This is a genomic window from Saccharomonospora azurea NA-128 (genome assembly GCF_000231055.2).
GTDB classification, from domain to species: domain Bacteria; phylum Actinomycetota; class Actinomycetes; order Mycobacteriales; family Pseudonocardiaceae; genus Saccharomonospora; species Saccharomonospora azurea.
Genome location: NZ_CM001466.1, coordinates 3,826,247 through 3,838,514, shown reverse-complemented (window position 1 = coordinate 3,838,514; position 12,268 = coordinate 3,826,247). Strand labels below are relative to the sequence as shown.

Annotated in this window: 14 protein-coding genes; 4 read left to right on the top strand and 10 right to left on the bottom strand. The window is 69.9% G+C overall.

Features of this window, described 5'->3' with window-relative positions; all coding sequences use genetic code 11:
- A partial coding sequence (locus tag SACAZDRAFT_RS17700) for a UbiA family prenyltransferase (RefSeq protein WP_005443975.1) occupies positions 1–599 on the top strand: 599 nt, incomplete at its 5' end.
- Positions 600–606: 7 nt separating this feature from the next.
- Here SACAZDRAFT_RS17700 and SACAZDRAFT_RS17695 read toward each other — a convergent pair.
- Positions 607–1,425 carry an SAM-dependent methyltransferase gene (locus tag SACAZDRAFT_RS17695; protein WP_005443974.1) on the bottom strand — a complete coding sequence of 273 codons (819 nt, stop codon included), beginning with the start codon at positions 1,423–1,425 and terminating at the stop codon, positions 607–609.
- Positions 1,426–1,736: 311 nt separating this feature from the next.
- Here SACAZDRAFT_RS17695 and SACAZDRAFT_RS17690 point away from each other — a divergent pair, with 311 nt between their 5' ends.
- Positions 1,737–2,579 carry a phosphoribosylaminoimidazolesuccinocarboxamide synthase gene (locus tag SACAZDRAFT_RS17690; protein WP_005443973.1) on the top strand — a complete coding sequence of 281 codons (843 nt, stop codon included), beginning with the start codon at positions 1,737–1,739 and terminating at the stop codon, positions 2,577–2,579.
- A 7-nt stretch (positions 2,580–2,586) separates the two neighbouring features.
- On the opposite strand, the gene SACAZDRAFT_RS17685 is transcribed toward SACAZDRAFT_RS17690, so the two are convergent.
- Together SACAZDRAFT_RS17685 and SACAZDRAFT_RS17680 are read right to left on the bottom strand one after the other, a co-directional pair.
- Complete coding sequence (locus tag SACAZDRAFT_RS17685) at positions 2,587–2,877, bottom strand: DUF3040 domain-containing protein (protein ID WP_005443972.1); 291 nt, start codon at positions 2,875–2,877, stop codon at positions 2,587–2,589.
- A gap of 35 nt (positions 2,878–2,912) precedes the next feature.
- Positions 2,913–3,443 (bottom strand): DUF1360 domain-containing protein, encoded by a 531-nt coding sequence (locus tag SACAZDRAFT_RS17680; protein WP_005443971.1) that lies wholly within the window; start codon positions 3,441–3,443, stop codon positions 2,913–2,915.
- Between the two features lie 141 nt (positions 3,444–3,584).
- On the opposite strand from SACAZDRAFT_RS17680, the gene SACAZDRAFT_RS17675 reads away from it, so the two are divergent.
- The gene (locus tag SACAZDRAFT_RS17675) at positions 3,585–4,721 is read left to right on the top strand and encodes an AI-2E family transporter (protein ID WP_005443970.1); all 1,137 of its coding nucleotides are present in this window, start codon (positions 3,585–3,587) and stop codon (positions 4,719–4,721) included.
- A 74-nt stretch (positions 4,722–4,795) separates the two neighbouring features.
- Here SACAZDRAFT_RS17675 and SACAZDRAFT_RS17670 read toward each other — a convergent pair whose 3' ends face one another.
- The 7 genes from SACAZDRAFT_RS17670 to SACAZDRAFT_RS17640 form a co-directional block, all read right to left on the bottom strand.
- Positions 4,796–5,128, bottom strand: a complete 333-nt coding sequence (locus tag SACAZDRAFT_RS17670; RefSeq protein ID WP_005443967.1) for a hypothetical protein — start codon at positions 5,126–5,128, stop codon at positions 4,796–4,798.
- 469 nt (positions 5,129–5,597) lie between these two features.
- On the bottom strand, positions 5,598–6,521 hold the full coding sequence (locus SACAZDRAFT_RS17665; RefSeq protein WP_005443963.1) for a universal stress protein: 924 nt from the start codon (positions 6,519–6,521) through the stop codon (positions 5,598–5,600).
- 31 nt (positions 6,522–6,552) lie between these two features.
- On the bottom strand, positions 6,553–6,945 hold the full coding sequence (locus tag SACAZDRAFT_RS17660; protein ID WP_005443961.1) for a hypothetical protein: 393 nt from the start codon (positions 6,943–6,945) through the stop codon (positions 6,553–6,555).
- Between the two features lie 92 nt (positions 6,946–7,037).
- Positions 7,038–7,847, bottom strand: coding sequence for a carbohydrate ABC transporter permease (locus SACAZDRAFT_RS17655; RefSeq protein WP_005443959.1), 810 nt, complete (start codon positions 7,845–7,847; stop codon positions 7,038–7,040).
- The gene (locus SACAZDRAFT_RS17650; protein ID WP_005443957.1) at positions 7,844–8,770 is read right to left on the bottom strand and encodes a carbohydrate ABC transporter permease; all 927 of its coding nucleotides are present in this window, start codon (positions 8,768–8,770) and stop codon (positions 7,844–7,846) included. The genes SACAZDRAFT_RS17655 and SACAZDRAFT_RS17650 overlap by 4 nt, the downstream gene beginning before the upstream one ends.
- Positions 8,767–10,128 carry an ABC transporter substrate-binding protein gene (locus SACAZDRAFT_RS17645; RefSeq protein WP_005443955.1) on the bottom strand — a complete coding sequence of 454 codons (1,362 nt, stop codon included), beginning with the start codon at positions 10,126–10,128 and terminating at the stop codon, positions 8,767–8,769. Before SACAZDRAFT_RS17645 ends, SACAZDRAFT_RS17650 begins: the two co-directional genes overlap by 4 nt.
- A gap of 4 nt (positions 10,129–10,132) precedes the next feature.
- Positions 10,133–11,131 (bottom strand): zinc-dependent alcohol dehydrogenase family protein, encoded by a 999-nt coding sequence (locus SACAZDRAFT_RS17640; RefSeq protein WP_005443954.1) that lies wholly within the window; start codon positions 11,129–11,131, stop codon positions 10,133–10,135.
- A gap of 129 nt (positions 11,132–11,260) precedes the next feature.
- Here SACAZDRAFT_RS17640 and SACAZDRAFT_RS17635 point away from each other — a divergent pair, with 129 nt between their 5' ends.
- Positions 11,261–12,244 carry a sugar-binding transcriptional regulator gene (locus SACAZDRAFT_RS17635; RefSeq protein WP_005443953.1) on the top strand — a complete coding sequence of 328 codons (984 nt, stop codon included), beginning with the start codon at positions 11,261–11,263 and terminating at the stop codon, positions 12,242–12,244.
- The last annotated feature ends 24 nt before the right edge of the window (positions 12,245–12,268 follow it).

Here is a 12,268-nt window from a genome sequence, read left to right as displayed (position 1 = left end):
CGGGGCTCGCGCTCGCGCTCGCCGTGTCCGTCCACACCGGACGCATCACGGTCGCGCTCGCGGCGGTGGGGGTCCTGCTCGCGCACGTGCTCTACAACGTCGAGCCGGTGCGGCTGAAGTCCCGCGGACTGCCGGGCGCCGTGGCGTTCGCCTGCGGTGTCGTGGCGTTGCCGAGCCTGCTCACGCACGCCGCGGTGCGGTCCGGCCTGCTGTGGCCGACCACCCTGGTGCTGGCCGGGTTGACGGTGCTCGCGGCCGCCCGCGTCGTGTGGTGGTCGGTGCCCGACCGCGACGCCGACGCCGCCGCGGGTCAGCGCACGACGAGTGTGCGCCGCGGGTCAGTCGGGGCACTGCGGGTGGCGTGCGTGCTCTTGGCACTCGGGCTGGCGGCGCTGGTGTGGGGGCTGTGGTGGCTCGGCGGGCCGATCGCGACCGTCGTGGGCGCGGCCGGACACGCCGTCTTCGTCGGTTCGGCCGTCGTGCTCACCCACCGGGTCTCGGCGGGTGAGCCGGTCAGCTCCACCTGGCTGCGCCGCACCGTCATGCCGGTGGTGCTGGCCGCCGACGTCGCGATCGTGGCGGTCGCCCTCGCCACGTGAGGCACGCTCAGGGCTTGCGCCCGAGCCCCGCGAACATCCGCACCTCGCCCGGGTTGCGCACGTCCTCCTCGTCCGGCTCGGGCCGCCACAACGGCGCGGGCACGACACCGGGCTCGACCAGGTCGAGCCCCGCGAAGAACTCCGCGACCCGCTCCAGCGACCGCAGGCTGACCTCGGGAAACCTCCCGAACCTCAGGTGCTCGAAGAGCCGGAGGCCCTTCAGGACCTGCCCGTCCTCGCCGAAGTGCGAGATCGCCAGGTAACCGCCGCTGGGCAGCGCGTCCACCCACGACGCCACGAACTCGTCGGCTCCGTCGGAGTCGGGCACATGCAAAAGCAGCTCCGTCATGAGCACTGCGAAGGGCTGCGCCGGGTCGAGCACCGCGCGGACGTCGTCGTGCCGCAGCACGCCCTCGACGTCACGGCAGTCCGCCACCACGAAACGCGTGCCGACCGAGCCGGACAGCAGCTCGGCGCTGTCGCCCGCGATCGTGCTGTCGACGTCGACGTACGCCACCCGGCACTCGGGGTTCAGGGCCTGCGCCGTGTGATGGACGTAGCCCTCGTCGGGCAGACCCGAGCCGAGGTCGAGGAACTGGGTCACTCCTTGTTCGACGAGACAGCGCACCTGCCGCCGAACGAGCGCGCGCTGCGCGCGCACGAGATAGGGGATGTACGGGGCGCAGAGCTCGATCTGGCCCGCCATCTCACGATCGGCCTCGCCATGGTTCGCACCGCCCAGCCAGAAGTTCCGGATTCGGGCGATGTTGGGCAGGACGGCATCGGCCGGCCCGTCCGGGTTCAGTGCTCCCTGGGGCATAGCCACTGTCGAGCACGCCTCCTCAGAATCCACCGGCGCCACGCGCGCCGAAGGGTGTCGGTTCCCCGAATGACGGCGATCCTACTGGCCGGAAACTTCCTATGTAACGGGGCGAGCGCACTCTGTCACGATCATGGAAAACGAGGCGCTTTCCCTGCAGGGGGCCGGAAATCGCGCTCCCTCGCCCCATCACCGCACCGCGCCGCGCCGCCCCGCGTCAGTCCACAATGGCCTTTCGTGATGTGAGACACAGCGTCCTCGCGTGAGTGGCTGTGGACGGCCTGGCCCCACCGAGGCCGGTCCAGGGGCCAACTACGATGACGCGCGTGAAGCACCTGCATGCGGGCAAGGTCCGCGATCTGTACGAGGACCGAGGCGACATCCTCCTCGTCGCGTCCGACCGCGTGTCGGTGTACGACGTCCCGCTGCCCACACCCGTCCCCGACAAGGGCGCGCTCCTCACGCAGCTGTCGGTGTGGTGGTTCGAGCGGTTCCGCGACGTCGTGCCCAACCACCTGATCTCGGCCACCGACGTCCCCGCCGAGTTCGCGGGACGCGCCGTGCGCTGCCGACCCCTCGACATGATCAAGGTCGAGTGCGTGGCCCGCGGCTACCTCACCGGGTCGGGCCTCGCGGAGTACCAGCGCTCCTCCAGCGTGTGCGGTGTTCCCCTGCCTCCCGGACTCGTGGAGGGCAGCAAGCTCCCCGAGCCGATCTTCACTCCCACCACCAAGGCCGACTCGGGGCACGACCTGCCGATCACGTTCGACGACGTCGTCGCACAGGAAGGCCGCGAGACGGCCGAACGCCTGCGCGAGCTGACCCTGCGCATCTACCGCGAGGGCGCCGAGTACGCCGCCGAACGCGGCATCATCGTGGCCGACACCAAGCTGGAGTTCGGCTGGGACTCCGAGGGCACCCTCACGCTCGGGGACGAGGTCCTCACCTCCGACTCCTCCCGGTTCTGGCCCGCCGACTCCTGGGAGCCGGGGCGTCCGCAGTACTCGTTCGACAAGCAGTACGTGCGCGACTGGGCCACCTCGACGGGATGGGACAAGACCCCGCCCGGGCCCGCGGTGCCGCCCGAGGTGGTGGAGGCCACGCGCCGGCGCTACATCGACGTGTACGAGCGCCTCACCGGCCGGACCTGGCAGTCCTGACCGCCGACTACTCCAGGCGCCGGTGCCGCACGGGCGCGTCGTTCCACCGCGTGACGTGCAGGCACGCCGCCGCCGCGAGGCACACCGCGCCGAAGAAGATCAACCCGAAGTTGAGCGTCACCACGCCCAGGATGATCAGCGCGATCGCTAGCGCGTCGATCGAGTAGCGCAAGGGACGGGACCGGGCCCAGCCTCCGGGCTTGCCGACCTCGCCGAGTGCCTTGGCGAGGTGGGGATCGTCGCGCTCGAACCACTCCTGGATCCGTTCCAACTCCCGCCGTTCGTGGTGGCTCAACATGGCGTACTCCGAAAAGACGTTCAGTCGTCGTGGGTTCATGAGCCGGCGGCGTGCAGGAGCTGCTTGCTCCCGTCGTAGCCCAGCTGGAGCAGATCCGATGCCGCGACAGCGGTGAGCATGGTGTTCACCAGCCGGGTCATCCTCGGCGCGAAGACGAGACCAGCGGTCAACGCGGTCGCCACCCACACCGACAGGCAGAACGGGCACGTCACCAGCTCGCCGACGGCGTGGCGCCCCCCGTGCCCCCGCACCGACTCGTTGAGTTCGGCCTCGCCCGCGGGCTCGGAGTACCGGGTGAAGGGCGCCCTCAGGGGGCTCGTGACGGAGTCCTTCGCGAGCAGTCGGCTCGCCTTGTGCGTGGCCACGGACAACAACACCGTGTCACCGACGGTCAGCCGTTCGGGCAACCGCACACCTCTCGCGCGCCCCACCGCCGTCAACGCCGCCGTGGCGGCCGTGTACGCCGCCATCGCCGCGGCGTAGCCACCCAACGGCCGGGACGCCGAACCCTCGTAGCGGCGGCGCGTGCTGCGCGCTCGCCGCACTGTGTCCGTCACCACGCCCATACCGGTGGGCTACCCCTCCTCCGGCGGTGACAAACGGTCACCGGACCCGGTGCGGTAACCCTCGGTCGGCTGGGAAGGGTTTTGATCTCTCGCGCTGCGGTAACCCGCGCTCCAGATCAGTGGGCTGTCGCTGGAGGTGTCATGTCCGAGCCCGCCGTGAGGTTCACCTCCGGCACTCTCCGCCGCGCCGCCATGATCTCCGCCCAGTTCCTGTTGGTGTTCGGCGCACTCTGGGCGTTGCGCAACATCACCAAGCAGCTCAGCTACGTCCTCATTCCGCTGTTCGTGGCGTTGCTGCTCACGGCGATGCTGGAACCCGTCGTCGGCTGGCTGGTGCGGCACCGCTGGCCGCGGTCCCTCGCCGTGCTCGCCGCGCTCGTCCTGGGACTCGTGGTCGTCGGAGGTCTGCTGACCTTCGTCGTGTTCTCGATCATCGCCTCCTACGACGAACTGCGCCTGCGCGTGATCGAGAGCATCGGACGCCTCGAATCGTGGCTCGCCGACAGTTCGTTCCCCCTCAGCACGGAGATCCTGACCCGGATCCAGGACTGGCTCAGCGGCAACCAGGGCCAGGTGATCGCTCAGGCCGTGACCGCGTTCAGCACCGTCGGCGCGTTCCTGGTGGGCCTGGTGATCGCGCTGGTGCTGTTCATCATGTTCCTCTACGCGGGCCCCCGCCTGTGGGCGGCGACCCTGCTGCCCTGGCGACCGAGCACCCGCGTCGTCGTGGACGACGCCGGGCGCCGGGCGTACCGCGGGGTCGTCCTCTACGTGCGGGTGACGGCGCTCGTCGCCCTCATCGACGCGCTCGGCATCGGTATCGGCCTCGCGGTGGTGGGGGTTCCGCTCGCCGTGCCCCTGGCGGCGCTGACGTTCGTCGGCGGCTTCATCCCGTACGTGGGCGCGGTGGTGTCGGGCTTCCTCGCGGTGGCGGTCACCCTGGTGAGCAACGGGTTCGTCGCGGCGCTCATCATCCTGGGCGTCGTGCTCGCGGTGCAGCAGCTCGAAGGCCAGGTGCTGCACCCGCTCCTGCAGGGCAACTTCAGCAACCTGCACCCCGCCGTGGTGCTCGTGGCACTGGTGATCGGTGGCGCGGAGGGCGGCATCGCCGGGGCGCTGTTCGCGGTGCCGGTCGTGGCCGCGGTGCGCGGCGTGGTGCTGGCCGTCGCCGAACACCACGCCTCCCGCCGCGCGGAGGAGGCGTCCACCGACGCGGAGCCGCCCGCCACAGTCGATCCCCCGGAACCACCGGGCGACGGCGACACCGGTTCACGGTGACGTCCCGAGCGAAACCCCCGCCTGCCGGCCATGTCGGTTGCCGGGTTGGCGGGGGTCCTGTTACCGGTGAACCCTCAGACGAGCTCTGCGGTGTGAAGCTCCTTGAGCAGCATGGACATGGTTTCGCGGTGGGATGGCCAGTCCGGCGTGCTGATGCCGACCTCGTGCATGGCGGCGCGTACACAGGACTGCGCTACAGCGACGGCGTGTGCGAGATCCTTGCCGCTAGCGTTGGCTTCGACCTCGACTATCCCCCGATCGCCGTCCACAGCCACCGCAACGTCGGTGAAACCATGGGAGCACTCCTCCTGCGCGATCAATGCTTCCATCAGCTTGTCCGCGGAGGCGAAGAGGTCATCAGCGCTTCTGACGATGAACTGCCAGTGGGCGTGTATCGCCGTGCTCATCGGTCGGTCCTCTCCTCATAGCAAGGCTGCCGCTCTAGACACCTGATCGCATTCTTGCAGTGGCTCGGATCGCTCGGAGCCCGATGAATCCATCGCTGGTGCATGCCACACGGACATCTCACTCGGTAGTACTTCGGCGGATCGTCGATCCTCCAATTGGCCTGGTGGAAGGTCACCAGGACGGCTTGTATGTCCTTGCGAGCCTTCACCCAATACCCCATCGGCGCCTCTCCATTGCCACACTAACCCGCGAGGTGTGTGTTTCAGATCACGACAGACTGTGATTCACCTGACCGTTCTATCGCGTCACGCGCCGTGTCCATTGGCGAGTTACGAGGTTGTGACCGGAGCTGATGTGGTGCTCATGGAGAAGTTCCGTGGCTGTCCGGTCCGCCGACACGCGGAACGAGTCCGGGAGCGGAGTAGCTCCCAACCTCCAACATCGCTTTGTCCCCGTAGCCTCGATCGGCTACTCGTCCTCCAGGTCCTCCGGACGGCTTCGCAGCACCGCGACGGGACACGGCGCGTGGTAGAGCACCGCGTGACTCACCGAGCCCAGCAGCGCCCGCGTCATGCGGCCCCGGCCGTGGCTGCCGACCACGAGCAGGCGGGCGCCCTCGCTGCGCTCCAGCAGCGCGTGCGTGGGGCGTTCGGTGACGACGTCCCACTGCACCGTCGCGTTCGGGTGCCGTCGCGCCGCCTCCTCCACCTGTTCCCGCGCGACCTCCTGCACGGCATCGTCCATGTGGTAGAGCCCGACCTGTGCGGGCGGCGCGGTGGCGTAGACGTCCAACGGCCAGTCCGTCCACGAGTGCACGGCCCGCACCGGGACGCCGTGCCGCTCCGCGAACGTCAACGCGAACTCGACGGCCCGCACGCTGGTGCCCGAACCGTCCACACCGACGACCACGGGCGCGTCCGGTGGCGCGGGCTCGCCGCGCACGACCACGAGCGGTTGCGGCAGGAACCGGGCGAAGTAGGCCACCGTGGACCCGAGCAGCATCCGCGACAGCGCGCCGCGACCGGAGGCTCCCGCCACCACCATCGCGGGCGCGATGTCGTTCGCGAGGTCGGTGACCGTGACCTCGGGTGCGCCGTCCGGCAACGTCGTCCACACCGTGAGCCCCGGATGCAGCGACCGGCAGTCCTCGGCGACCTGGTCCAGCACTCGACGGGTGCTCTCGACGGCGCTGTCCGAGTCGAGCCGTTCCCCCCGCGCTCCCGGTGTGTCCCATTCCAGCGACCACACGATCACCAGCGGGCGGCCGCGGGACACGGCCTCCGCCGCCGCCCACCAGACCGCGCGACGGCCGCCCTCGGACCCGTCGAAACACGCCAGCACCGCCTCGCGGGCGTCGGCCGCCGACCAGTCCGGTGACCAGTCCGCACTCATACCGGCTCCCCGCCACGCAGCCGACGGCCCGTCACGACGGGCCTCCTTCCACGTCCTCGACCCGGTCGACGACGAGCGGGGTTCCCTGCATGCACGTGGTGGCCAGGTTCGGCCGGGTCGTGCCGTGCACCGTGGCCTCCACGCCCGGACGCACCTGCCCGCCCGCCTCCAGCAGCAGGTACTGGCGGCCCTCCACCGTCAACACCAGGCAGTTCGGCTCGACTCCGCGCTGCACCGTGCCGCGCACGGTCACCTCGGACGGCCCCGGAGGTCCCGGCTTCGACGGCTCCGGCTGCTGCGGCGTGGTCGCCGGCGGGCGAGACGGCGACGGCTCCTCCGGGCCGCCTCCGCCCCCGCAGCCCGTGAGAAGGCCGGTGAGAACGGCGGTGACGAGGGCGAGCACCACCACGACGGTCCGGCTCACGACCGCTCACCTCCCCCGCTGCTCAGCGCGGCGACTGCAACGCCCTCCGGGTTCCCGGCCTCGGCGTGATCAATCCTCCACCGGGCCGCGGGCTACTTCACCGCCCCCATCGACAGCCCCCGCACCAGATGCTTCTGCGCGATCCAGCCGACGATCATCACCGGGAGCGAGGCGAGCAGCGCCGCGGCCGACAGCTGCGCCCAGTACAGCCCCTCGCTCGTGATGAACCCGGACAGGAAGACCGGCACCGTGCCCGCGCGGGCCGCGGTGAGGTTGATCGCGTAGAAGAACTCCGTCCACGAGAAGATCACGCAGATCAACGCCGTGGCCGCGATACCGGGCGCCACCACCGGCAGCACCACGCGGCGCAGCAGCATCGGCAACGACGCCCCGTCGATCCTGGCCGCCTCGATCATCTCCCGGGGAACCTCCAGCAGGAACGACCGCATCATCCACACGGCCAGCGGCAGGTTCATCGCGGTGTAGAGGACGACGAGCGCCCACACGTGGTCGAGCAACCGCACGTTCTGCGAGATGACGTAGAGCGGGATGATCGCGGCGACGATCGGCAGCATCTTCGTCGACAGGAAGAACCCCAGCGCGTTCTCGGTGCGCTTGATCGGCGCCAACGACAGCGCGTACGCGGCGGGAATGCCCAGCAGCAGCACGAACACCGTCGACGTCACCGTCACGAACGCCGAGTTCGCGAGGTAGGGCAGGAAACCCCGCTCGAACACGCCCGCGAACTGCTCCCAGGTCGGGGTGAACACCACCGACGGCGGATCGGTGTAGGCGTCGGCCTCGCGCTTGAACGCCGTCACCACCATCCACACGACGGGGAACACGAACAGCACCGCGATCAACCACGTGAACGCGGTCAACGACGCACGCCCCAGCTTCACCTCACGCCTCCGCTCACGTCGAACGACCGGAACATCAGGCGCAGGGCGAACGTGGCCACCAGCAGCGTCAGCACCACCACGATGACGCCCATCGCCGACGACTGGCCGACGTCGAAGCCCTCGAAGGCCCGCTGGTAGATGTAGAACGGCAGGTTCGTGCTGGCCGTGCCGGGCCCGCCCTGGGTCATCAGGTAGATCGCGTCGAACGAGTTGACGATGTAGATCGCGCCGAGCAGCGCCGCGAGCTGCAGGTACCGGGCGAGCTGCGGCAACGTCACCGACGCGAACGTGCGCCACCGGCCCGCGCCGTCCATCTGCGCCGCCTCCAGCACCTCCTTCGACTGCGCCTGCAGCCCGGCGAGAATCAGCAACGTCATGAACGGCGTCCACTGCCACACGACCTGCGCCATCACCGACGCCAACGGGAACCGCGACAGCCAGTCGACCTCCGCGCCGAACACGAAGTTGACGAGCCCGTAGGTCGGGTCGAACATCGTCGTCTTCCACAGCAGCGCACCGGCGGCGGGCAGGATGAGGAACGGCGTGATGATCAGCGTCCGCACCACCGCGCGGCCCGGGAACGCCCGGTCGAGCAGCAGCGCCAGCCCGAGCCCCAGCAGCATCGACACGAACACGCACACCACGGTCAGCAGCAGCGTGTTCACCATGGCGCCGCGGAACTGGCTGTCGGTGAGCACGTCGACGTAGTTGTCGAACCCGACGAAGTGCTGCGCGCCCGGACGCACGAGGTTCCACGACTGGAACGAGTAGATCACCGTCAGCAGGAACGGCACCTGCGTCACGGCGATGGTGAAGAACAGCGCGGGCAGCAGCGGCGCCCGCCGCTTCCACGGATTCTCCCGCCGTCGGGGCCGGGCCTGCACCGGAGGCGTGGTGGTGTTCTCGGCCAGGGTCGTCGTCATCGGGTCTCCCGGTACGACTCGCCGACGGTGTCGGCATAGGACTGGGACTGCTCCAGCGCCTCCTCCACGGTCTGCTGCCCGGCGATGGCGGCGGAGATCTGCTGGCTCACCCGGGTGCCCAGATCCTGGAACTCGGGGATGCCCACGAACTGGATGCCCTCGTACGGCACCGGCCGCCGCATCGTGTCGTCCTGGTTGGCGTGCCGGATCCCGTCGAGCGTCGCGTCCGCGTACGCGCTCGCGGCCTGCCGGTACTCCGGAATGTCGTAGGTGGACTGACGGCAGCCCGGCGGCACCCGGTTCCACCCGAACTCCTCACCGACCAGACGCACGTACTCCTTGTCGGTCATCCAGCTCAGGAACTCCCACGCCAGGTCCGGGTCCTCCGTGCTGGCGGGGATCGCGAGCGACCACGTGAAGAGCCACCCGCTCGCCTCCGTGTCGACGACCGGCGCCGGCGCGTAGCCCGACTTGCCGACGACCTTGCTCGTGGCCGGGTCCTCGTTGGTGCCCGCCATGACGGTCGCGTCGTACCACATGGCCGCCTGCCCCTGCGTGTACCGCGTGCCGCACTCCGAGAAGCCCGCGCTGGACGCGCCGACCTCCCCGTGGTCGCGCACCAGGTCGACGTAGAACTCGGTCGCCTTCCGGAACTCGGGTGAGGTCAGCTGCGCGTTCCAGTCCTCGTCGAACCACCGCCCGCCGAACGTGTTCACCACCGTGGTCAGCGGCGCGAGGCTCTCCCCCCACCCGGGCTTGCCCCGCAGGCAGATCCCGGCGATGCCCGCCGCGTCGTCGTCGAGCACCGCCGCGAACTCCGCGATCTGCTGCCACGTCGGACGCTCGGGCATCGTCAGCCCCGCCTCGGCGAAGAGGTCCTCGCGGTAGGCGAGGAACGACGACTCGCCGTAGAACGGCACCGCGTACATCGAGCCCTCGTACGACAGCGACTCGCGGATGCTGGGAATGAAGTCGTCGGCGTCGTAGTCGGGGTTGGCCCGCAGGTACGGGCCCAGATCGGTCAGCCACCCGTTGGCCGCCCACTGGGGCGTCTCGTAGTTGCTGATCATCACGATGTCGAACTCGCCGCCCTGCGTGGCGGTCGACGCGGTGATCTTCGCTCGCGCCTGGTTCTCGGGCAGCGACACGAACGTCAGCTCGACACCGTGTTCACGCTCGAACCGGTCGGAGAGCGCGATGGCGTCGTTCATCTGCGGGTTGGCGACGATGGCGATGACGAGCGAGCGTCCGCCCGCCCCGACCGCTCCCGCGCCCGCACACCCCGTGAGAGTGAGCAGAACGGCCAGTAGGAGCAGCGGCACGCGGTGACGCCGATGTCCACCCGGTGCTCGCAGCATGCGCTCACTCTCCTCCCGGAACGACCTGGATCTTCAGACCCGTGCCACCGCGCATGAGGTCCAGAGCGTCGGGGAAGCGTTCCAGCGGCAACGAGTGCGTCACGAGCGCGTCGGTGTCGACGGCACCACTGGCGACGAGATCGAGCGCGGCGCCGTAACTGTGCAGCACCGCCATCGATCCTACGACGGTGATCTCGTCGTTGTAGATCCGGAACGGCGACAGCGACACGCGGTCCTGCTCCGGGGCGACCCCGAACACCAGCAGCCGGCCACCGCGACGCAACCTGTCGAACGCCGCCTCGATGGCGGGCACCGCGCCGGTGCAGTCCACCGCGACGTCGAAGGTCTCCCCGTCCAGCTCCGCCGCATCGGCCGCGACCGCGGCAGCCCCCAACGACGTCGCCCTCGGCAGGCGGTCGGCGTTGCGGTCGACCATCGTGACGTGGGCGCCCGCGCGCTGCAGCAGCTGCTGCATGATCAGGCCCATCGTGCCGGCGCCCATGATCAGGAAGCGTTCACCGGCCTCGACTCCCACCCGGCGGACACCGTGCACCGCGCACGACACCGGCTCCACGAGGGCGCCCTGCGCGTAGGTCATGTCGTCGGGCATGCGGTAGCAGGTGGTCGCGGGCACGGCGACGTACTCGGCGAACGCACCGTCCACAGTGTCCCCCGTGGCACCCCAGTTGGCGCACAGGTTGCCGTGGCCTGCCCGGCAGGGCCCGCAGTGCCCGCAGAACAGCGACGGGTCGACGGCGACCCGATCACCGACCGACCATCCTCCCGGCGCCTCCGGGCCCACCTCCACGATCTGGCCCGCGAACTCGTGGCCCGGAACGATCGGATACGGCGTGGGCGGGAAGTGGCCGTCGGCGATGTGCACGTCGGTCCCGCAGATGCCGCACGCGCCGACCTTCACCACGACGTCGGCGGGCCCTGGTTTCGGGTCCGGAACGTCACCGACCCGGACACTCCCGGGCTGGTCCACGACAGCGGCACGCATGAGCTGCCCACCTTTCTTGCGCTCAAACGAGCGACTACGACAGAATCCCTCTCAGATGTGCAGGCATTGAACGACCCTGCGTGGCCATCCGTCAACAGTGCGGCACGAAATGCGCGCTACAGTGCTCATATGAGCGCGCGAAATCGCCCCTGGTCCCTGTTCGACGCCGTCGAAGTCGCTGCCCTCGCCCATCGCTTCTACGTCCTCGGCGAATCGAAGTCGGACATCGCCAACGACGTCGGCATGAGCCGGTTCAAGGTCGCCCGCCTGCTCGACAAGGCCCGCGAGACCGGTCTCGTGCGCATCGAGTTCGACCTCCCCGAAGCCGTCGAGGCCACCCTGTCGGAGGAGCTGCGGGCCGCCTACGGACTCGACCGGGCGTTCGTGCTCGAACGAGCAGTGAAGCCGGAATCGCGCCCGGAGCTCCGCCAACGCATCGGAGCGCTCGCCGCCCGCGTGCTGTCGGAGATCGCCGGCACCGACGACGTCATCGGGCTGTCGTGGGCACGCTCCGTCAACGTCATGACCGAGCACATCCGCGCCCTGCCCCGCTGCCCGATCGTCCAGCTGTGCGGAGTGCAGGCCGGGCTCGACCGGCGGGACCGGTCGGTGGAGACCGTGTCCCGGCTCGCCGGCGTGTCCGGGGGCGAGGCGTACCCGATCTACGCGCCCCTCGTGCTGCCCGACCGGCGAACCACGGACATCCTGCGCCGGCAGCCGGGCATCGTCGAGACGTTCCGCCGCTTCCGCGACCTCACCAAGGCCGTCGTGAGCATCGGCGCCTGGCAGGAAGGCGAGTCCACTGTGTACGACGCGCTGTCCGTGACCGAGCGCGAGTCCATCACTCGCCGCGGCGCGAAGGCGGAGGTGGCGGCGAGGTTGTTCGACGCCGACGGCAACGCCCTGGACACGGGCCTCGCACACCACGTGCTCGCCATCAGCCACGCCGAGCTCGGCCGCGTGCCCGACGTCATCGCCCTCGGCTACACCACACCCAAGGCGGAGGCCATCGACGCGGTGCTGCGCTCCGGCACGGTGACCACCCTCGTCACCGACCACGACACCGCCCGCCGAGTCATCGCCCTGGCGGAGGAACGCCCCCCGAACCCCTGACGCCGTGTCCGCGCCCCACGCACG

What these genes read in the sequence shown, in the direction of transcription:
- SACAZDRAFT_RS17665 (WP_005443963.1), bottom strand. Translation starts at nt 6,521, where the DNA reads ATGAGTGCGGACTGGTCACCGGACTGGTCGGCGGCCGACGCCCGCGAG.
- SACAZDRAFT_RS17670 (WP_005443967.1), bottom strand. Translation starts at nt 5,128, where the DNA reads ATGAGCACGGCGATACACGCCCACTGGCAGTTCATCGTCAGAAGCGCT.
- SACAZDRAFT_RS17685 (WP_005443972.1), bottom strand. Translation starts at nt 2,877, where the DNA reads ATGTTGAGCCACCACGAACGGCGGGAGTTGGAACGGATCCAGGAGTGG.
- SACAZDRAFT_RS17690 (WP_005443973.1), top strand. Translation starts at nt 1,737, where the DNA reads ATGACGCGCGTGAAGCACCTGCATGCGGGCAAGGTCCGCGATCTGTAC.
- SACAZDRAFT_RS17640 (WP_005443954.1), bottom strand. Translation starts at nt 11,131, where the DNA reads ATGCGTGCCGCTGTCGTGGACCAGCCCGGGAGTGTCCGGGTCGGTGAC.
- SACAZDRAFT_RS17650 (WP_005443957.1), bottom strand. Translation starts at nt 8,770, where the DNA reads ATGACGACGACCCTGGCCGAGAACACCACCACGCCTCCGGTGCAGGCC.
- SACAZDRAFT_RS17645 (WP_005443955.1), bottom strand. Translation starts at nt 10,128, where the DNA reads ATGCTGCGAGCACCGGGTGGACATCGGCGTCACCGCGTGCCGCTGCTC.
- SACAZDRAFT_RS17675 (WP_005443970.1), top strand. Translation starts at nt 3,585, where the DNA reads ATGTCCGAGCCCGCCGTGAGGTTCACCTCCGGCACTCTCCGCCGCGCC.
- SACAZDRAFT_RS17635 (WP_005443953.1), top strand. Translation starts at nt 11,261, where the DNA reads ATGAGCGCGCGAAATCGCCCCTGGTCCCTGTTCGACGCCGTCGAAGTC.
- SACAZDRAFT_RS17680 (WP_005443971.1), bottom strand. Translation starts at nt 3,443, where the DNA reads ATGGGCGTGGTGACGGACACAGTGCGGCGAGCGCGCAGCACGCGCCGC.